Origin of the sequence: Cupriavidus basilensis (assembly GCF_000876015.1) — a bacterium.
GTDB lineage: Bacteria > Pseudomonadota > Gammaproteobacteria > Burkholderiales > Burkholderiaceae > Cupriavidus > Cupriavidus basilensis_B.
Genome location: NZ_BBQM01000022.1, coordinates 131,703 through 149,968, shown reverse-complemented (window position 1 = coordinate 149,968; position 18,266 = coordinate 131,703). Strand labels below are relative to the sequence as shown.

At 68.9% G+C, this 18,266-nt stretch carries 17 protein-coding genes; 6 read left to right on the top strand and 11 right to left on the bottom strand.

Going from position 1 to position 18,266, the window contains the following annotated elements:
• Positions 1-115: 115 nt before the first annotated feature.
• Positions 116-928: a TorF family putative porin gene (locus KF708C_RS24060; RefSeq protein WP_059413597.1), complete on the bottom strand. Its 813-nt coding sequence runs from the start codon at positions 926-928 to the stop codon at positions 116-118.
• A 499-nt stretch (positions 929-1,427) separates the two neighbouring features.
• Here KF708C_RS24060 and KF708C_RS24055 point away from each other — a divergent pair, with 499 nt between their 5' ends.
• The 5 genes from KF708C_RS24055 to KF708C_RS24035 all read left to right on the top strand — a co-directional run bounded on the left by KF708C_RS24055 (position 1,428) and on the right by KF708C_RS24035 (position 6,371).
• Positions 1,428-2,549 (top strand): Re/Si-specific NAD(P)(+) transhydrogenase subunit alpha, encoded by a 1,122-nt coding sequence (locus KF708C_RS24055; protein ID WP_059413517.1) that lies wholly within the window; start codon positions 1,428-1,430, stop codon positions 2,547-2,549.
• Between the two features lie 184 nt (positions 2,550-2,733).
• Positions 2,734-3,096, top strand: a complete 363-nt coding sequence (gene panD, locus KF708C_RS24050) for an aspartate 1-decarboxylase (protein WP_020206667.1) — start codon at positions 2,734-2,736, stop codon at positions 3,094-3,096.
• 120 nt (positions 3,097-3,216) lie between these two features.
• Positions 3,217-3,561: an NAD(P) transhydrogenase subunit alpha gene (locus KF708C_RS24045; RefSeq protein WP_020206666.1), complete on the top strand. Its 345-nt coding sequence runs from the start codon at positions 3,217-3,219 to the stop codon at positions 3,559-3,561.
• Complete coding sequence (locus KF708C_RS24040; protein WP_059413516.1) at positions 3,558-5,018, top strand: NAD(P)(+) transhydrogenase (Re/Si-specific) subunit beta; 1,461 nt, start codon at positions 3,558-3,560, stop codon at positions 5,016-5,018. Before KF708C_RS24045 ends, KF708C_RS24040 begins: the two co-directional genes overlap by 4 nt.
• A gap of 315 nt (positions 5,019-5,333) precedes the next feature.
• Positions 5,334-6,371 carry a response regulator gene (locus KF708C_RS24035; RefSeq protein ID WP_020206664.1) on the top strand — a complete coding sequence of 346 codons (1,038 nt, stop codon included), beginning with the start codon at positions 5,334-5,336 and terminating at the stop codon, positions 6,369-6,371.
• 57 nt (positions 6,372-6,428) lie between these two features.
• On the opposite strand, the gene KF708C_RS24030 is transcribed toward KF708C_RS24035, so the two are convergent.
• The 9 genes from KF708C_RS24030 to KF708C_RS23990 form a co-directional block, all read right to left on the bottom strand.
• Positions 6,429-7,730 carry a THUMP domain-containing class I SAM-dependent RNA methyltransferase gene (locus KF708C_RS24030; protein ID WP_059413515.1) on the bottom strand — a complete coding sequence of 434 codons (1,302 nt, stop codon included), beginning with the start codon at positions 7,728-7,730 and terminating at the stop codon, positions 6,429-6,431.
• 81 nt (positions 7,731-7,811) lie between these two features.
• Positions 7,812-8,417 carry a 2-hydroxychromene-2-carboxylate isomerase gene (locus KF708C_RS24025; protein ID WP_029044385.1) on the bottom strand — a complete coding sequence of 202 codons (606 nt, stop codon included), beginning with the start codon at positions 8,415-8,417 and terminating at the stop codon, positions 7,812-7,814.
• Positions 8,418-8,550: 133 nt separating this feature from the next.
• Positions 8,551-8,973, bottom strand: a complete 423-nt coding sequence (locus KF708C_RS24020) for a CopD family protein (RefSeq protein ID WP_059413514.1) — start codon at positions 8,971-8,973, stop codon at positions 8,551-8,553.
• 83 nt (positions 8,974-9,056) lie between these two features.
• A complete protein-coding gene (locus tag KF708C_RS24015; RefSeq protein WP_059413513.1) occupies positions 9,057-10,337 on the bottom strand; it encodes a glutamate-5-semialdehyde dehydrogenase in 1,281 nt (426 codons plus the stop codon).
• A gap of 124 nt (positions 10,338-10,461) precedes the next feature.
• Positions 10,462-11,502: a DNA polymerase III subunit delta gene (gene holA / locus KF708C_RS24010; protein WP_059413512.1), complete on the bottom strand. Its 1,041-nt coding sequence runs from the start codon at positions 11,500-11,502 to the stop codon at positions 10,462-10,464.
• Between the two features lie 11 nt (positions 11,503-11,513).
• The gene (locus KF708C_RS24005) at positions 11,514-12,059 is read right to left on the bottom strand and encodes an LPS-assembly lipoprotein LptE (RefSeq protein ID WP_052166044.1); all 546 of its coding nucleotides are present in this window, start codon (positions 12,057-12,059) and stop codon (positions 11,514-11,516) included.
• A gap of 62 nt (positions 12,060-12,121) precedes the next feature.
• On the bottom strand, positions 12,122-14,746 hold the full coding sequence (leuS, locus tag KF708C_RS24000) for a leucine--tRNA ligase (protein WP_059413511.1): 2,625 nt from the start codon (positions 14,744-14,746) through the stop codon (positions 12,122-12,124).
• Between the two features lie 142 nt (positions 14,747-14,888).
• The gene (gene dapB, locus KF708C_RS23995) at positions 14,889-15,686 is read right to left on the bottom strand and encodes a 4-hydroxy-tetrahydrodipicolinate reductase (protein WP_029044384.1); all 798 of its coding nucleotides are present in this window, start codon (positions 15,684-15,686) and stop codon (positions 14,889-14,891) included.
• 75 nt (positions 15,687-15,761) lie between these two features.
• Positions 15,762-16,445: an outer membrane protein assembly factor BamE gene (locus KF708C_RS23990; protein WP_059413510.1), complete on the bottom strand. Its 684-nt coding sequence runs from the start codon at positions 16,443-16,445 to the stop codon at positions 15,762-15,764.
• A 198-nt stretch (positions 16,446-16,643) separates the two neighbouring features.
• Here KF708C_RS23990 and fur point away from each other — a divergent pair, with 198 nt between their 5' ends.
• Positions 16,644-17,075 carry a ferric iron uptake transcriptional regulator gene (fur, locus tag KF708C_RS23985; RefSeq protein WP_020206869.1) on the top strand — a complete coding sequence of 144 codons (432 nt, stop codon included), beginning with the start codon at positions 16,644-16,646 and terminating at the stop codon, positions 17,073-17,075.
• A 101-nt stretch (positions 17,076-17,176) separates the two neighbouring features.
• Here the strand turns inward: fur and KF708C_RS23980 are convergent, their stop codons facing one another.
• The gene (locus tag KF708C_RS23980; RefSeq protein ID WP_020206870.1) at positions 17,177-18,166 is read right to left on the bottom strand and encodes a LysR family transcriptional regulator; all 990 of its coding nucleotides are present in this window, start codon (positions 18,164-18,166) and stop codon (positions 17,177-17,179) included.
• Positions 18,167-18,266 lie beyond the last annotated feature (100 nt).

Genomic DNA, 18,266 nt, shown 5'->3' with positions numbered 1-18,266 from the left:
GGATCCGCGCGCGGCGGATCGTCTGTGGTAGATGGAATCATGCTATGCAGGGCCGCCTCAAGTTGATGCAAGGATTGCCGCCGGCGCCATCAAGAAGGCATCAAGACGGCCGCGCTCAGAAGGTCTTGGTCAGCGACGCGAACGCGGTCGCGCGCCCGATGTAGCGGCCCGGCGCATTGGTGTAGACCGAGCGGCGCGCATTGGTGTCGATATACGCGACCGCCAGCGCGAAACCCTTGCCCAGGTCCTTGGTCAGGCCCAGCTTCCAGTCCGTGTACGAGGCGTTGTCGACGTGCTTCACGCCCTGGTAGCCGACGTGCGCGTTGGCCGTCAGGCCCCAGAAATCCAGTGGCACGTTCGCGCTCAGGTCCACGTAGTAGCTGTAGCGGCTGTCGGCGAAGCCGAACAGGTTGGTCATCGACTGCGAGTACTTCAGGAACACCGGGCCGTAGCCGGCGCCAACATAAAGCTCTGTGGTGTTCGGGCTCGTGAAGCCGGCCGGGTAGTCGCCCGGGTAGTAGTACTGCAGCACGCCGGCGTCGTAGTTCCACTCCAGCCCGGCGATCGTCACCGTGTTCTTGAAGCCGGCGTAGAAATCCATCTCGATCGGCGCCGACACGTCCGGGTTGCTGTCGTCGAGCCAGCTGATGCTCGAGTTCCAGTTGCCGATGTAGAAGCCGCTCGAATGCGCGTAGTCGAACCCGCCCTGGATGGCCGGGCGGCGGTTGGTCTGCATCAGGCCGCGGTAGCGGTATTCGCTGGCCAGCGTCACGTTGGCCGAGAACGTATGCGGCGAGGCTTCTGCGGCGGCATCGGGAGCGGTGTCGGGCGCGGTGTCGGCATGGGCGCCGGACATGGCGGACAGGAGCGCGGCGCCGGACAGGAAAGCGGCGCAGGCGCGCGGAGCAGCGAAGCGAAAGACAGTCATTGGATGGCTTGCGGAAAACAGGGACATCGACGGGAAAGCGCCGTCGGCGCTGCCGCGCGGCACCGGCCGCACGGCGAGCGCCACAGTACGGGAGCGCATCTCAAATCGGTGTCAAGAAAGCGGCGGCGCGCCGAGCGGGCGCATAAAGACGCGGCCGCGGCCCTGTTGCGCAAAAGCCGAACGGCCAGTCACCATTGATCGTCAGTTTCCTGTAAGCTGCGGAAAAATTGTGCGCCGGGCCCGGCTCCGGCCGCGTGTGCGAACCGCGGTGCGAACATGCGGCACGAACCGCGGCGCAGACATGCGGCGCGAGCACGCGGCGCAGAAATACGAGGACCCGGCACAGGGTCCGGGACGTCCGCCCGCAAAGCAGAGCAGAGCAGCGGCATTGTCAGAATGAAGCGAAGCGGTTCTGGTCGGGCGCACCGCCTTGCCGCGCCGCATCGCCAGGTTCATTTTGACAGCGCCTCGAAGACGCCATCAAAAGGAGAAATTGACGATGCACATCGGCATCCCGCAGGAGACGCGGGCAGGTGAGACCCGCGTCGCCGCCACCCCCGAGACGGTCAAGAAGTACGTCGCGCAGGGCCATCAGGTCATCGTGCAGTCGGGCGCCGGCGTGCGCGCCAGCCAGCCCGACGCGGCCTACGAGGCGGCCGGCGCCACCATCGGCACCGCGGCCCAGGCGCTGGGCGCGCAGCTGGTGCTCAAGGTGCGCGCGCCGGACGATGCCGAGCTCGCGCTGATGACGCCGGGCGCCGCGCTGGTCGGCATGCTCAACCCGTTCGATGCCGACAACAACGCGCGCATGGCGCGCGCCACGCTCACCGCCTTCGCGCTCGAAGCCGCGCCGCGCACCACGCGCGCGCAGAGCATGGACGTGCTGTCCTCGCAGGCCAATATCGCCGGCTACAAGGCCGTGCTGGTCGCCGCCTATCATTACCAGCGCTTCATGCCGATGCTGATGACCGCCGCCGGCACCGTCAAGGCCGCGCGCGTGCTGATCCTAGGCGCGGGCGTGGCCGGGCTGCAGGCCATCGCCACCGCCAGGCGGCTCGGCGCCGTGATCGAGGCCTCCGACGTGCGGCCCGCGGTGAAGGAGCAGATCGAATCGCTGGGCGCCAAGTTCCTCGACGTGCCGTTCGTCACCGACGAGGAGCGCGAGATCGCGCAAGGCGTGGGCGGCTACGCGCGGCCCATGCCGCCGGACTGGATGCGCCGCCAGGCCGAGCTGGTGCACGAGCGCGCCAGGCAGGCCGACATCGTCATCACCACCGCGCTGATCCCGGGCCGCCAGGCGCCGGTGCTGCTCAGGGAAGAGACCGTGCAGGCCATGAAGCCGGGCTCGGTGGTGGTCGACCTGGCCGCGGCGCAGGGCGGCAACTGCCCGCTCACGGTGGCCGACGAAGTGGTGGAGCGCCACGGCGTCACGCTGGTCGGCCATACCAACCTGGCCAGCATGGTGGCGGCCGACGCCTCGGCGCTCTACGCGCGCAACGTGCTCGACTTCCTCAAGCTCATCATCGACAAGGACGGCCAGTTCGTGCTGAACCTGGAAGACGACATCGTGGCGGCCTGCCTGATGTGCAAGGACGGCCAGGTAATCCGCGGTGCCAGCTGAAGGCGCGCGCGGGCCCGCCGCGGCCCGCGCGCCTTAGAATGGCGCCAGGCGGTTGCGGCCGGGCGCCTTCGCGCCGCCGCGGCATCCGCCGGCACGGCCGGCGCACGCGCGCCGGAACCTTTCCCAGCGGCCCGCCGGGCTTGCCCGCGGGCTCACACGGCAACAAACCAAGGACGTATCACCCATGCAACGCATCATGCTCCGCGCCAAGCTCCATCGTGTCACCGTGACACAGGCGGATCTCCACTACGAGGGCTCGTGCGGCATCGACGAGGACCTGCTCGACGCGGCCGACATGAAGGAGTTCGAGAAGATCGAGCTGTACAACGTCAACAACGGCGAGCGTTTCTCCACCTACATCATCAAGGGCGCGCGCGGCACCGGCGAGATCTCGCTCAACGGCGCGGCAGCGCGGCGCGCGCACCTGGGCGACCACCTGATCATCTGCACCTACGCGCCGATGAGCGACGAGGAAATCGCCACCTACAAGCCGAAGGTCATCCTGGTGGACGACCACAACGGCATCAAGGAAATCAAGAAGGTGTAGGCGGCACGCGGCGCCCGGCGAGCCAGCCGGGCGCCGCGCCGGGCCGCGCACGAGAACGCGGACAACCGCGCGCGCGGCATCGCAGGCAGGCAAGGCATTCAGGCAACGGAGGAGAAGACGATGGAAATGGTGAACCACACGGTGATCAACCTGATCATCTTCGTGCTGGCGATCTACGTGGGCTACCACGTGGTCTGGACGGTGACGCCGGCCCTGCACACCCCGCTGATGGCCGTGACCAACGCGATCTCGGCCATCATCATCGTCGGCGCCATGCTGGCCGCCGGCCTGACCGAGGGCCTGGTCGGCCGCACCATGGGCACGCTGGCGGTGGCGCTGGCCGCGGTCAACGTGTTCGGGGGCTTCCTGGTGACCCAGCGCATGCTGGAGATGTTCAAGAAGAAGGAACCCAGGGCGAAGAACGGCGCGAAGGACGGCGGCGCGGACAAGGAGCACGGCAAATGAGCATGAACCTCGTCACCCTGCTCTACCTGGTCGCCTCGGTGTGCTTCATCCAGGCGCTCAAGGGCCTGTCGCACCCGAGCAGCGCGCGCCGCGGCAATGCCTTCGGCATGGCCGGCATGCTGATCGCGGCGCTGACCACGCTGGCGCTCATCGTCAAGCTCAAGAACGAATTCCTCGCGCTCGGCGCGGGCCAGTCGCCGGTGGGCGAAGGGCTGGCGCTGATCCTCGGCGCGCTGGTGGTGGGCGGCGGCATCGGCGCCTACGTGGCCAGGAAGGTCGAGATGACCAAGATGCCCGAGCTGGTCGCGGCGATGCACTCGCTGATCGGCCTCGCGGCGGTGTTCATCGCGGTGGCGGCGGTGGCCGAGCCGGCCGCCTTCGGCATCACGCCGGCCGGCTCGCACGAGATCCCGCTGGGCAACCGCATCGAGCTGTTCATCGGCTGCTTCGTCGGCGCCATCACGTTCTCCGGCTCGGTGATCGCGTTCGGCAAGCTGGCCGGGCGCTACAAGTTCCGCCTGTTCCAGGGCGCGCCGGTGTCGTTCGCCGGCCAGCACTGGCTGAACCTGCTGCTGGCGGTGGCGATGATCGGCTTCGGCGTGATCTTCTTCCTGTCGCAGAGCTGGCTGCCGTTCCTGGTGATGCTGGCGCTCGCCTTCGTGCTGGGCGTGCTCATCATCATCCCGATCGGCGGCGCCGACATGCCGGTGGTGGTGTCGATGCTGAACTCGTACTCGGGCTGGGCGGCGGCGGGCATCGGCTTCTCGCTGAACAACCCGATGCTGATCATCGCCGGCTCGCTGGTGGGCTCGAGCGGCGCGATCCTCTCGTACATCATGTGCCGCGCCATGAACCGCTCGTTCTTCAACGTGCTGCTGGGCGGCTTCGGCGGCGCGGCCGCGAGCAGCGCGGGGGGCGCGCAGCAGCAGCGCAACGTCAAGTCCGGCTCGGCCGACGACGCGGCCTTCCTGATGGGCAATGCCGAGACCGTGATCATCGTGCCCGGCTACGGCCTGGCGGTGGCGCGCGCGCAGCACGCGCTCAAGGAACTGACCGAGAAGCTGACCGAGAAGGGCGTGACGGTGAAATACGCCATCCACCCGGTGGCCGGCCGCATGCCGGGCCACATGAACGTGCTGCTGGCCGAGGCCGAGGTGCCCTACGACCAGGTCTTCGAGATGGAGGACATCAACAGCGAGTTCGGCCAGGCCGACGTGGTGCTGGTGCTGGGCGCCAACGACGTGGTCAACCCGGCCGCCAAGACCGACCCCGGCTCGCCGATCGCCGGCATGCCGATCCTGGAGGCCTACAAGGCCAAGACCATCATCGTGAACAAGCGCTCGATGGCGGCCGGTTATGCCGGGCTGGACAACGAGCTGTTCTACATGGACAAGACCATGATGGTGTTCGGCGACGCCAAGAAGGTGGTCGAGGACATGGGCAAGGCCATCGACTAGGCACGCCGCAGGGCGGCCGGCGCGGGGCGCGCCCGTATTCCCGTGTCCGCCGCCATTGCCGGGCCCCGCTCCGGGGCCTGGCCACCCCCTACTTCGACCCCGCCGCGCGCCGGTTGCGCGGGGGCGCGGGCGCGCTATACTGGTTCCGGTCTTCGGCCACGGTGTGCCCGCGGACCGGTCCGACCCGTGCCGCGTGCGGCCGGCGCGGCGGACCCGCCCCGACTCCGATCCGCCGCCAGCGCTCTGCCGCATCGGTCCCGGCCACGCCGATCCACCCGTCCGAGGTGTCCGAGAGACGCCCAAGCCGAACGCAACATGACATTCAACCCCCAGGACAGGAATCTGTCGGTCTTCCATCACCCGATCCTGACGGTGCTCGTCGACGACAGCAAATCGTTCATCGACAGCCTGGCGTTCCAGATGGACCCGGCGCGCCCGGTGGTGACGTTCACCGACCCGCGCGAGGCGCTGCAATGGGTGCGCGACACCTACACGCGCTTCACCGGCTTCCTGCCGGTGCGCGTGACGCACGACGACCTGACCTTCCTGACCGAGCGGCGCACGGTGCAGCTCGACATCGACCGCATCTACCGGCAGATCCACGACATCAACCGCTATGTGCAGCCGGGCGTGATCGTGGTGGACTATTCGATGCCGCAGATGAACGGGCTGGAATTCTGCCAGGCGCTGCAGGACCTGCCGTGCAAGACCATCCTGCTGACCGGCACCGCCGACGAAGGCATCGCCGTGCAGGGCTTCAACCACGGCCTGATCGACCGCTACGTCAAGAAGCACGACAGCAACATGGTGGAGCGGCTGGACCAGGAGATCGACGCGCTCCAGCAGCAATACTTCACCACGCTGTCGCGCACGCTGCGCGAGCTGCTCACGCGCCACTCGTTTTCCTTCCTGTCGGACCCGGTGATCTGCGACCGGGTGCGCCAGATCACCGCGCGCTACGGCTTCGTCGAGTATTACCTGTTCCCCAACCCGGCCGGCATCCTGATGCTGACCGCGCAGGGCCACGCCACGCTGATGGTGATCGAGACGCGCGCCGGGCTGATGAGCCAGGTGGAGTCCGCCGAGGCCTACGATGCGCCGGCGGCATTGATCGAAGGCCTGCGCGAGGGCCGCATCGTGCCCTTCTTCTGGCCGGGCAACGGCATGTACACGCCGGCCTGCGTCGACTGGGAGCAATACTGCCTGCCCGCCGAGCACTGCGCGGGCCGCGAGGATTATTTCTACGCGCTGTTCGACCTGCCGCGCCACCTGCTGCAGGAGCCCATCGTCAGCTTCCACGACTTCCTGCAGGACTTCGGCCGCCAGCCCGAGCGCATCACCGGCCGCCGCTAGCCGGCCGGCGGCGCGCGGCCAAGAGCTGGCCCGCCTGCCCTTGCTTCCCGCCCGGCGTCAGGCCGGCGCCGCGGCGCCGTCGCCGGCATTGCCGGCGCTACCGCCATTGCCGCGATTGCCGCCGCGCACCATGTCGAAACGGAACAGCCGGCACTCGATGTTGCCGTTGTAGAGCGGCGTGCGGCGCGACTCCTTGAGGCGCAGCCGGCGCGGCAGGCCGAGGTCGCCGGTGAAGATCCAGACCTGCCAGCCGGCGAAGTTCTGCTTCAGCGTGGTGGCGAAGGCGCTGGCGAACTGGTTGGCGGCCTCGTCCTCGACGCCATCGTCGGGCGCCTCGTCGAGCGGACGGCGGCGCTCGCCGCGCACCGCGATGCGCTCGCCGTAGGGCGGGTTCATCAGCAGCATGCCGGGCGCGGCGAACGGCGGCTGCGCGAAGCGCGCGTCCACCTGCTTCAGGCGCGGCTCGCCGGGCAGGCCGGCGCGCTGCCAGTTGGCCTCGGTCATCGACAGCAGGTCGGTGGAAATGTCGCTGCCGGCGATTTCCAGCGGATCGGCCGCGGCGCGCTTGCGCGCGGCGTCGGCGTCGGCCTGGGCGGCGGCCTTGAGCGCCTGCCAGCCGCGCGTGTCGGCGCCCTTGAGCCATTCGAAGGCGAAGCTGCGGCCCGCGCCCGGCGCCAGGCCCAGCGCCACCTGGGTGGCTTCCACCAGGAAAGTGCCGCTGCCGCACATCGGGTCGTAGAACGGCTGTTCGGTCTGGCCCGGCACCCAGCCGGCCAGGCGCAGGATGCCGGCGGCCAGGTTTTCCTTGAGCGGCGCCTCGCCCTTCTCCATGCGCCAGCCGCGCTTGAACAGCGGCTCGCCCGAGGTGTCGAGGTAGAGCGTGACGTCATGCTCGGTCAGGTGCGCATAAATGCGCACGTCGGGACTGACGGTGTCCACGCTGGGCCGCGCGCCGAGGCGCTCGCGCATGGCGTCGCAGACGCCGTCCTTCACGCGCAGGCCGATGAAATTCAGGCTCTGCAGCGGCGAGCGGTGTGCCGTCACGTCCACCCGCAGCGTTTCGTCCGGCGAGAACCACTGTTCCCAGCGCTGGCCGCGCGCGAGCTCGTAGATGTCGTCCTCGCGGCGGTAGCCGCGCGCGGCCACGCGCATCAGCACGCGGCTGGCGATGCGCGAATGCAGGTTGACCGCGTAGGCCGCCACCATCTCGCCCGAGAACGTGACGCCGCCCGGCATCTCGCGATGGACCTGGAACGGCGCGAGCGTGGCCATGCCGGGCCGGGCCGCGATTTCACGCAGCTCTTCGGCGAGCGCGCTTTCGAGGCCGCGCGGGCAAGGGGCAAAGAAGGCTTGGGACATGGCTTGGGGTTTCCTGCAAACAAAAACGTCCGCCGCGGCGGACGGGGTCGGATAGCGCGCAGTGTACCGCGCCGCGGGGCGTCAGCCGGCCGCGAAGGCGCGCTCGAGGAAGTCCAGCCGGTCCTGGCCCCAGTAGGGCTGGCCCTCGTAGACGAACCACGGCGCGCCGAAGGCGCCGGCGGAGATCGCGTCCTGGGTGTGGCGGGCGTAGTCCGCCTGCACCGCCTGGGCCTCGCTGGCCTTGAGCATGGCGGCGCCGTCCAGGCCGATGCCGTCGGCGAGCTGGACCAGCGTGGCGGCGTCGGCGATGTTGCGCTGCTCGGCCCACAGCGCGCGGCCGACCACGCCGACCAGCTCCATCGCGCGGGCGGTGCCCTGGGCCAGCTGCACGGCGATGATCAGCCGGGCGGCGGGGTCGCCGGAGACCGGGAAGTAGGTCGGGTGCGGATTGAGCGGCACGCCCAGGAACTCGCTCCAGCGCGCCAGCTCCACCAGCCGGTAGGCCTGGCGCTGCGGCGGGCGCTGCGCCAGCGGCAGGCCGCCGGACACCGAGAACACCTTGCCCAGGTCGCAGGGCTTGAGGTTGACCTGCACGCCGTGCTTCGCCGCCAGCGCGGCAAAGCGTGCATGCCCTAGGTAGACGAAAGGCGATTGCGGGGAAAGATAGTAGTCGACCTGCTTGCTCATCATGTCCTCTGGACGGGGGTGGCGCGAGACAACGGCGCTTGGGACGGTGGGGAAACGGGAAAACGGAACCAGCCGGAAACGATACGGGAAAACGCCGCGGCGCGCTGGCGCCGCCACGCGGCCGCCGCGGGCCTCAGAACGGCTTGACCACCACCAGGATCACCACCGCCAGCAGCACCAGCACCGGCAACTCGTTGAACCAGCGGTAGAAGGTGTGCGAGCGCGCGTTGCGCCCGCCCTCGAACTTCCCGAGCAGCACGCCGCAGCCGTGGTGATAGCCGATCAGCACCAGCACCAGCGCCAGCTTGGCGTGCATCCAGCCCTGCCCCGGGCCGCGCCCGATGCCGTAGCCGAGATAGAGCCACAGGCCGAACGCCAGCGCCGGCACCGCCAGCATGGTCATGAAGCGGTACAGCTTGCGCGCCATCAGCAACAGCCGCCGCACCCCGGCCGGATCGGTCTCGAGCGCGAGGTTGACGAAGATGCGCGGCAGGTAGAACAGGCCGGCGAACCAGGAAACGACGAAGACGATGTGCAGCGCTTTGACCCAGAGCATCTGGCTTCTTTTGTGGTGGTGGACTGGTGGACTGATGGACTGGTTGGCCTGCGGCAAACGCGGCGGCGGCGCCCCGCCCCGGCTCAGGTGCGGATCTCGCCGTGCCCGAACACCACGTACTTGAGCGAGGTCAGGCCTTCCAGCCCGACCGGGCCGCGCGCGTGGAGCTTGTCGTTGGAGATGCCGATCTCGGCGCCCAGGCCGTACTCGAAGCCGTCGGCGAAGCGCGTCGAGGCGTTGATCATCACGCTGGCCGAGTCCACCTCGCGCAGGAAGCGCATGCCGGCGGTGTAGTTCTCGGTGATGATGGAATCGGTGTGCGCCGAGCCGTAGGTGTTGATGTGCGCGATGGCTTCGTCGAGCCCGGCCACGGTGCGGATCGCCAGCACCGGCGCCAGGTATTCCAGGCGCCAGTCCTGTTCGGTGGCGTCGACCAGGCCGGTGAAGCCGGCGGCTTCCAGCGTGGCGCGGGTGGCGGCGCACACGCGCAGCTCCACGCCCTTTTCCTGGTAGATGCGGCACAGCGGCGGCAGCGCCGCGGCGGCGACGCCGGCGGCGACCAGCAGCGTCTCCATCGTGTTGCACGGCGCGTAGCGCTGGGTCTTGGCGTTGTCGCAGACGCGCACGGCCTTGTCGAGATCGGCGCCGTCGTCGATGTAGACGTGGCAGATGCCGTCGAGGTGCTTGATCATCGGCACGCGCGCCTCTTCCATCAGGCGCGCGATCAGGCTCTTGCCGCCGCGCGGCACGATCACGTCGACGTATTCGGTCATGGTGACGAGCCGGCCGACGGCGGCGCGGTCGATGGTCTCGATCACCTGCACGGCCTGCTGCGGCAGGCCGGCCGCGGCCAGGCCCTCGGCCACCAGCGCGGCCAGCGCGGTGTTGGACTCGATCGCCTCGGAGCCGCCGCGCAGGATGGTGGCGTTGCCGGACTTCAGGCACAGCGCCGCCGCGTCGATGGTCACGTTGGGACGCGACTCGTAGATGATGCCGATCACGCCCAGCGGCACGCGCATCTGGCCGACCTGGATGCCGGTCGGGCGGTATTTCATGTTGCTGATCTCGCCGATCGGGTCGGCCAGCGCGGCGATCTGCTCGAGGCCGGCGGCCATCACGTCGATGGCCTTGTCCGACAGCGTCAGGCGGTCGATGAAGGCGGCGTCCTGGCCGTTGGCGCGGGCGCGCTCGACGTCGCGCGCGTTGACCGCCTTGAGGCGCGCGGCGTCGCGGCGGATCGCGGCGGCGATGGTCAGCAGCGCGCGGTTCTTGTCGGCGGTGGAGGCGCGCGCCATCGCGCGCGAGGCGGCGCGGGCCTGCTGGCCGACGCGTTCCATGTATTGCTTGAGATCGAGCTCGTTCATAGTCCTGGCCGGCAAAGCGCGGCCCTCAATGCGTGTATCTTGCCGGCGCGGCGTGAAGGGATCGTGGCAGGCCCGCAGCGGGCCGGGTCTACCTTGCCGAATCTACCTGGCTACCTGGCCGGGTCTACCTGGCAACAAGCAGCGCCAGTTGCAGCAGGCCGTCCCACGGCTCGGCCGGCATGCCCTCGGCGCGCAGGCCCTTGACCTGCCGGTCCAGCTTCGCGGCCATCGCCAGCGCGGCTTCGAGCTGCGCCAGCGAGAGGCGCTGCGCGGCCTGCGGCACCAGCTTCTCGCGCGGCCCCCAGATGCGCAGCTCGCGCGTCAGGACGCCGGCCAGCTTGCCGGCGGCCAGCCCTTGCCGGACCTTGGATAATACGCGAATTTCCTCGGTCAGCGCCCACAGCACCAGCACCGTGGCCTGGCCTTCGCCGCGCAGCCCTTCGAGCATGCGCACCAGCCGCGGCACGTCGCCGCCGAGCATGGCTTCGGAGAGCTTGAAGACGTCGTAGCGGGCCACGTTGAGCACGGCGTCGTGCACCTGCTCGAAGGTCAGCACGCCGGCCGGGTAGAGCAGGCCGAGCTTCTGGATTTCCTGGTGGGCGGCGAGCAGGTTGCCCTCGACCTTGTCGGCGACGAACTGCAGCGCGCGCCGGCCCGGCTCGCCGGGCTCCACGCGCTGCTGCTGCAGCGCGAGGCGCTCGCCCACCCAGGCCGGCAGGCGGGTGCGGTCGACCGCGTCGATCTTGAGCGAGACGCCGGCGCCTTCGAGCGCCTGGAACCACGCCGACTTGGCCGTGGCGAAATCCAGGCGCGGCAGCGTGACCAGCATCAGCACGTCGGGCGAGGGCTGGGCCGCCACCGCGCGCAGCGCCTCGCCGCCGTCCTTGCCGGGCTTGCCGGAGGGAATGCGCAGCTCGACGATCTTGCGGTCGCCGAACAGCGACATCGACTGCTGCGCCTGGACCACCTGACCCCAGTTGAAGCCGCGCTCGGCGGAGAGCACCTCGCGCTCGCTGAAGCCGGCCTCGCGCGCGGCCTGGCGCAGCCGGTCGACCGCCTCCAGCACCAGCAGGTGCTCGTCGCCGTGCACCACGTAGAGCGGGGCCAGCCCGCGTGCCTTGGCCTGGCGCAGGTGGGCGTCGAGTCCGTCGAGCTTGAGCTGCATGCCGGCGCGGCTCAGATCGCCTTGACCGAGGCCAGCCGGCGGATCAGCTGCTGCACGATGTCGCGCTGCATGTCGCGGTAGAGCTGCTGCTCTTCGTAGTCCTTGGCCAGCGTGTTGGCTTCGTTGTAGGTCAGGTCGCGCGTGAGCACCAGTTGCGACGGCGCGATCAGTTCCTGGCCGCCGGCATCGCGCAGGCGGAAGGTGAAGCGCTGGGTCAGCCGGTATTCGCGCACCACGCCGGTGGTGGTCAGCGACAGGATGGTCTTGGTCCGCGTGTCCTGCAGCACGTCGAGCAGCGCGTCGGCTTCCTTGGGGTCGGCCACGATCACGGTATCCGAGCCGTTGCGGATGGCGCGGCGCAGGTCCGAGCCCATCAGCGAGTTGGCGGGGATGCTCAGGTACAGCTTCTTGAACGCGAAGTCCGCGTTGCCGCGCATGTGAAAGCCGCAGCCGGCCACCAGGCCGGCCGCCAGCAGCGCCGCCAGGACCATGCGCCGGCCCCGCGCGGGGCGGTCCTGCGCTGGTCGGTCCGCGTGTCGGTCGGTCTGTCGATCCATACCGGGCAACTCCCTCCTTGGCTTGGTCACGGGCTTGGCTTGAGGCTGGTGGCGGCGGTGCCTTACAGCACCACGTTGACGAGGCGCCCCGGCACCACCACGATCTTCTTGGGCGCGGCGCCGTTGGCGAACTTGGCGACGGTCTCGCTGGCGGCGGCCACGGCCTCGATGGCGGCGCGGTCGGCATCGGCCGGCACCGTCAGGCTGCCGCGCACCTTGCCGTTGATCTGCAGCACCAGTTCGAGCTCGCTCTGCACCAGCGCGGATTCGTCCACCTGCGGCCACGGCGCGTCGAGCAGGTCGCCGTACTGCGTGGCGTAGCCGAGTTCCTGCCACAGGCCGTGGGTGATGTGCGGCACCACCGGGTACAGCACGCGCAGCAGGATGCCGAAGCCCTCGCGGCGCGCGGCCGGGGTGGCGGCCTTGGCGCCTTCGAGCGCGTTGAGCATCTTCATGGTGGCGGACACCACGGTGTTGTACTGGATGCGCTGGTAGTCGTAGTTGGCCTGCTTGAGCACGCCGTGCAGCTCGCGGCGCAGCGCCGCGTCGCCGTCGCCGTACTGCGCGCCGGCGCCGGCCGCGGCGATCGCCCCGGCGTTGGCATGGCCGTAGTTCCACACGCGGCGCAGGAAGCGCGACGCGCCTTCCACGCCGGAGCCGCTCCATTCGAGCTGCTGCTCGGGCGGCGCGGCGAACATGACGAACAGGCGCGCGGTGTCGGCACCGTACTGGTCGATCAGGGCCTGCGGGTCGATGCCGTTGTTCTTGGACTTCGACATCTTCTCCACGCCGCCGATCACCACCGGCTGGCCGTCGGCCTTGAGCACGGCGCCCAGCGGACGGCCGCGCTCGTCGGTGCTGACCTCGACCTCGGCCGGGTTGTACCAGGTCTTCTTGCCGGCCGCGTCCTCGCGGTAGTAGGTGTCGTTGAGCACCATGCCCTGGGTGAGCAGGTTGGTGAACGGCTCGCCGAACCCGACCAGGCCCATGTCGCGCATGACCTTGGTCCAGAAGCGCGCGTACAGCAGGTGCAGGATGGCGTGCTCGATGCCGCCGATGTACTGGTCCATCGGCATCCAGTAATCGTTGCGGCCGTCGACCATCGCGGCGGCGTCCGGGCTGGTGTAGCGCATGTAGTACCAGCACGAGTCGATGAAGGTGTCCATCGTGTCGGTCTCGCGCCGCGCCGGCTTGCCGCACGACGGGCACGCGCACGCGAGGAAGCGCGCGTCCTTGGCCAGCGGGTTGCCGGTGCCGTCCGGCACCAGGTCTTCGGGCAGCACCACCGGCAGGTCCTGCTCGGGCACCGGCACCACGCCGCAGTCCTCGCAGTGGATCAGCGGGATCGGCGTGCCCCAGTAGCGCTGGCGCGAGATGCCCCAGTCGCGCAAACGCCAGGTGGTCTTCTTCTCGCCGAGGCCCTTCGCGCCGAGGTCGGCGGCAATCGCCTCGACCGCGGCCTGGTAGCCGAGGCCGTCGTACCTGCCGCTGTGGATGCAGGTGCCGTGCTCCTTGTCGCCGTACCATTCCTGCCACGCTTCGGTGGAGAACGGCTGGCCCTTCACGTCGACCACCTGCCGGATCGGCAGGCCGTACTTGTTGGCGAAGGCGAAGTCGCGCTCGTCGTGCGCGGGCACGCCCATCACGGCGCCGTCGCCGTAGCTCATCAGCACGTAGTTGCCGACCCACACCTCGACCTGCTCGCCGGTGAGCGGATGCGTAACCTTCAGGCCGGTGGGCATGCCCTTCTTTTCCATCGTGGCCATGTCGGCTTCCATCACCGAGCCGTGCTTGCACTCGTCGATGAAGGCGGCCAGCGCCGGGTTGGCGGCGGCCGCGTGCGCGGCCAGCGGGTGCTCGGCGGCGACCGCGCAGAAGGTCACGCCCATGATGGTGTCGGCGCGCGTGGTGAACACGTACAGCTTGCCGTCGCCGATCGGCTTGCCGTCGTCGCCGGCGATGTCGTGCGGGAACGCGAAGCGCACGCCCACGCTCTTGCCGATCCAGTTCTGCTGCATGATCTTGACGCGCTCGGGCCAGCCGAGGCCGTCGAGGTCGCCCAGCAGTTCCTCGGCGTACTCGGTGATGCGCAGGTAGTACATCGGGATCTCGCGCTTTTCCACCAGCGCGCCCGAGCGCCAGCCGCGCCCGTCGATGACCTGCTCGTTGGCCAGCACGGTCTGGTCGACCGGGTCCCAGTTCACGGTGCCGGTCTTGCGGTAGGCGATGCCCTTTTCCAGCATCTTGAGGAACAGCCACTGGTTCCAGCGGTAGTAGTCCGGGCTGCAGGTGGCGACCTCGCGCGACCAGTCGATGGCCAGGCCCATCGACTGCATCTGCTTCTTCATGTACGCGATGTTGTCGTAGGTCCAGGCCGCCGGCGCCACGCCGTTGTTGAGCGCGGCGTTCTCGGCGGGCATGCCGAACGCGTCCCAGCCCATCGGCATCAGCACGTTGTGCCCCGTCATGCGCAGGTGGCGCGCCATCACGTCGTTGATGGTGTAGTTGCGCACGTGTCCCATGTGCAGCTTGCCCGACGGGTACGGCAGCATCGAGCAGGCATAGAACTTCGGCTTCTCGCTGCCGTCGGCCAGCGTTGCCTGTTCCGTCACGCGGTAGGCATCGATGGCTTGCCAGTGTTGCTGGGCGGCTTGTTCAACGGCGGAGGGAAGGTATTTGTCTTGCATGTTCAGGACAACGGCGAGGCGCGTTGACGGGCGGAAAAGCGTGGAAAAGAAAAGCGGCGGGCTGCCTTGCGGCGCCCGCCTGCGCTGGAATGCCGAAAGTGCCGATTATAACCGTCGGGACAGACGGCGCGGCACGGCCCCCTTACTTGAGGCCCAGCACGTCCTGCATGTCGAACAGGCCGGCGGGCTTGTCGGCCAGGAACAGCGCCGCGCGCACCGCGCCGTCGGCGTAGGACTGGCGGCTCGACGACTTGTGCGTGATCTCGATGCGCTCGCCGATGCCGGCGAACATCACGGTGTGGTCGCCCACGATGTCGCCGCCGCGCACGGTGGCGAAGCCGATCGACTGCGGGTCGCGCGGGCCGGTGTGGCCTTCGCGCGCGAACACGCCGCAGGTCTTGAGGTCGCGGCCGAGCGCCTTGGCCACCACCTCGCCCATCGCCAGCGCGGTGCCGGACGGCGCGTCCACCTTGTGGCGGTGGTGGGCCTCGATCACCTCGATGTCGTAGCCCGAGGACAGCAGCTTCGCCGCCATCTCCAGCAGCTTGAAGGTGGCGTTCACGCCCACGCTCATGTTGGCGGCGAAGACCACGCCGATGCGCCCGGCGGCGGCGGCCAGCGCGGCGCGGCCGGCGTCGTCGAAGCCGGTGGTGCCGATCACCATCTTGACGCCGAGGCGCTCGGCCACGGCGAGGTGCGCCAGCGTGCCTTCGGGGCGGGTGAAGTCGATCAGGCAGTCGGCGCCGGCCAGCGCCGCCTCGATGTCGGACGTGATCGTCACGCCGGTGGCGCGGCCCAGCACCAGCCCGGCGTCCTGGCCCAGGGCCGGCGCGCCCGGCACGTCCAGCGCGCCGGTCAGGGTCACGCCTGCGGTGGCGAGAACGTGTTCGATCAGCATGCGGCCCATGCGGCCGGAGGCACCTGCGATGGCGATATTCATGGCGTGTCAGCTAGCGGAAAAAAAGGCCGGCCACGCGGCCGGCCGGTGTCCGGGCGCGGCGGCCCGGCGGGACATTCAGTTCGCGGGCGGCTGGCCGCCGACCGGCGCCGAGGCGGAATCCTCGGTCAGCTTGCCGGAGATCGGGCTGGCGGCGGGGGCCGGGGCGGCGCTGCCGGCGGGGCTGGACGCCGCTGCATCCGTTGGGGCGGCCGGAGCGGCCGGAGCAGCGGCATCGGCTGCCGCGGTGGCGGCGGGCTGCGCGGGCGGCGTCGCGCCGACCGCCGAAGCCGCCGCGGCCGCGTCGATCTCCCGGCGCAGCGGACGCTGGTTGGCCTGCAGGGCCTTCATGCCGTCGATCTCGGCGATCAGCTCGTATTCGGACGGCAGCTCGTCGCCGCCGAACTTGGCCAGCTTGTCGCCGTCAAAGAAGACCGTGTAGTGGCGCTGCTGCACCACCGGGGTGTTGCCGCGGCGGAACGAGAAGAAGTAGTCCCAGCGGTTGCCGTGGAAGACGTCGGTCAGCAGCGGCGTGCCGAGCAGGAACTTGACCTGGTCGCGCGTCATCCCTTCGCGCAGCTGGGACGCGGCCTCGCGCGAGACGAAGTTGCCTTGCACGATGTTGATACGGTACGGCGTGATCGCGTTGGCGAGCTTGCGCGACGTATTGTCATAAGTGGAGCACGCTGCCATCAGCACGGCAGCGGCCAGCACAGAAGTAACCAGCGTCGGACGCATGGCGGACGAACGAAATGAACGCATGTATCTCGCTTCTAGAAGGGAGAGGAAAGTGCCGGTTCCGGCCCCCGCGGCCATTGCCACGGGACGGCTGGGGCGATGCATCATCGCGGGCGCAGCCTGGGGCAGCCGGCGGCGCCCAGGCAACCGCCGAGGCGACTTTTGCCGCCAAAACCCTTATGATTCAATAATCCAGACATTGTACTCTAGGGAGTCACGCCCATGCCGAGTCCGGCGGACCTCAAAAATATCGGTCTCAAAGCGACCGTACCCCGTCTGAAGATCCTCGAGATCTTCCAGACCAGCGAGCAGCGCCACCTGAGCGCGGAGGACGTTTATCGCATCCTGCTCAACGAACAGATGGACATCGGCCTTGCAACCGTCTATCGCGTGCTGACCCAGTTCGAGCAGGCGGGCCTGCTCTCGCGCAACAACTTCGAATCCGGCAAGGCTATCTTCGAACTCAACGAAGGCAGGCACCACGACCACCTGGTCTGCATCGACTGCGGCCGCGTCGAGGAATTCTACGATTCCGAGATCGAGCGGCGCCAGCAGAGCATCGCCAGCGAACGCGGCTTCGCGCTGCAGGAGCATGCGCTGTCGCTGTACGGCAACTGCATCAAGCAGGACTGCCAGTTCCGCCCCAAGCGCTGACCGCCCCGCCCGCGGCAGGCGGGATCCTCTCGGCGACCACGAAAAAAAACCGGCGCGATGCGCCGGTTTCTTCTTCTGGGCGAGCCGCGCCGCGGCGGCGCTCAGGACTGCCGCTCGTCCTGCTCGGCGACGATGTGCAGGCCGCGCGCGGCGGCCGGCACGCCGACGAATTCGCCCACCACCTGGCGGAACAGCCCGCGCGCCCACACCAGCATCGGGTGGGTGTTGCGGCTGCGGTGCCAGAACATGTTCAGGCCCAGCGTGGTGTTGATCTCGGCCGGCAGCGGGAACGCGTTGAGGCCGTAGGTCTCGCAGGCCATGTCCTTGGTCAGCGCGTTGACCGTGAAGATCAGGTCGGTCTGCGCCGCCAGCTCGGACTGCGCGCGCCACGAATGCACGGTCAGCGTGGCGTTGCGCTTGAGCCCGCGCTGCTGCAGCGCGTAGTCCAGCGGGATCAGCGACGGCGCCGGGCGGCTGGTGCCGCCCGAGTGCGCCATGAAGATGTGGCCGCAGTCGAGATACTGCTCGAGCGTGCAGGTGCCCTTGAGCACCGGATGGTTCTTGCGCGCGCACACCCAGAGGTTCAGCGAAGTGACCATCTCCTCCACGATCTCGGGGTGCCGGGTCGGGAACGGCGAGAACGCCAGATCCAGCTCGTTGCCGCGCATCGCGGCCACGTCGGACTCCCACGAGTGCGACTCGACCAGCTTGATGTGCAGCTCCGGCGCCAGCTGCTTGATGCGCAGGATGAAGCGGTTGAACACCGTATCGCCGAGTTCGGCGGCGAAGCCGATGTTGAGCGTGCCGGTGGCGGTGGCGGGATCGAAATTGTCGGCGTCGCCCTCGTTGATCGAGGACCACAGGTCGAGCATGTCGCGGATCTTGGGGCCCAGTTCCAGGGCTCGCGGCGTCGGCGTGAGGCCGTGCGGTACGCGGATGAAGAGCGGGTCGTCGAAGATCTCGCGCAGGCGGCCCAGCGAATGCGATACCGCGGGCGCGGTCATGTGCATCTTTTCCGCGACGTAGGTCGCGTTCCGCTTGCTAAGCAACTCGGTAAAAATCACGAGAAGCTTGGTATCCACGTTCACCATGATCTCGCCCAGGTTAGATTGGAGGTTGCGAATGACATTGGCGTCACTTGCATAGGCTGCACATCAGTATTTCCAGCACTTTATCAGTGTAAGAGCAAAG

What these genes read in the sequence shown, in the direction of transcription:
- KF708C_RS24040 (WP_059413516.1), top strand. Translation starts at nt 3,558, where the DNA reads ATGAGCATGAACCTCGTCACCCTGCTCTACCTGGTCGCCTCGGTGTGC.
- KF708C_RS23980 (WP_020206870.1), bottom strand. Translation starts at nt 18,166, where the DNA reads ATGGTGAACGTGGATACCAAGCTTCTCGTGATTTTTACCGAGTTGCTT.
- KF708C_RS24060 (WP_059413597.1), bottom strand. Translation starts at nt 928, where the DNA reads ATGACTGTCTTTCGCTTCGCTGCTCCGCGCGCCTGCGCCGCTTTCCTG.
- holA (WP_059413512.1), bottom strand. Translation starts at nt 11,502, where the DNA reads ATGCAGCTCAAGCTCGACGGACTCGACGCCCACCTGCGCCAGGCCAAG.
- KF708C_RS24045 (WP_020206666.1), top strand. Translation starts at nt 3,217, where the DNA reads ATGGAAATGGTGAACCACACGGTGATCAACCTGATCATCTTCGTGCTG.
- panD (WP_020206667.1), top strand. Translation starts at nt 2,734, where the DNA reads ATGCAACGCATCATGCTCCGCGCCAAGCTCCATCGTGTCACCGTGACA.
- KF708C_RS24020 (WP_059413514.1), bottom strand. Translation starts at nt 8,973, where the DNA reads ATGCTCTGGGTCAAAGCGCTGCACATCGTCTTCGTCGTTTCCTGGTTC.
- fur (WP_020206869.1), top strand. Translation starts at nt 16,644, where the DNA reads ATGCCGAGTCCGGCGGACCTCAAAAATATCGGTCTCAAAGCGACCGTA.
- KF708C_RS24035 (WP_020206664.1), top strand. Translation starts at nt 5,334, where the DNA reads ATGACATTCAACCCCCAGGACAGGAATCTGTCGGTCTTCCATCACCCG.
- KF708C_RS23990 (WP_059413510.1), bottom strand. Translation starts at nt 16,445, where the DNA reads ATGCGTTCATTTCGTTCGTCCGCCATGCGTCCGACGCTGGTTACTTCT.
- KF708C_RS24025 (WP_029044385.1), bottom strand. Translation starts at nt 8,417, where the DNA reads ATGAGCAAGCAGGTCGACTACTATCTTTCCCCGCAATCGCCTTTCGTC.
- dapB (WP_029044384.1), bottom strand. Translation starts at nt 15,686, where the DNA reads ATGAATATCGCCATCGCAGGTGCCTCCGGCCGCATGGGCCGCATGCTG.
- KF708C_RS24055 (WP_059413517.1), top strand. Translation starts at nt 1,428, where the DNA reads ATGCACATCGGCATCCCGCAGGAGACGCGGGCAGGTGAGACCCGCGTC.
- leuS (WP_059413511.1), bottom strand. Translation starts at nt 14,746, where the DNA reads ATGCAAGACAAATACCTTCCCTCCGCCGTTGAACAAGCCGCCCAGCAA.
- KF708C_RS24030 (WP_059413515.1), bottom strand. Translation starts at nt 7,730, where the DNA reads ATGTCCCAAGCCTTCTTTGCCCCTTGCCCGCGCGGCCTCGAAAGCGCG.
- KF708C_RS24015 (WP_059413513.1), bottom strand. Translation starts at nt 10,337, where the DNA reads ATGAACGAGCTCGATCTCAAGCAATACATGGAACGCGTCGGCCAGCAG.
- KF708C_RS24005 (WP_052166044.1), bottom strand. Translation starts at nt 12,059, where the DNA reads ATGGATCGACAGACCGACCGACACGCGGACCGACCAGCGCAGGACCGC.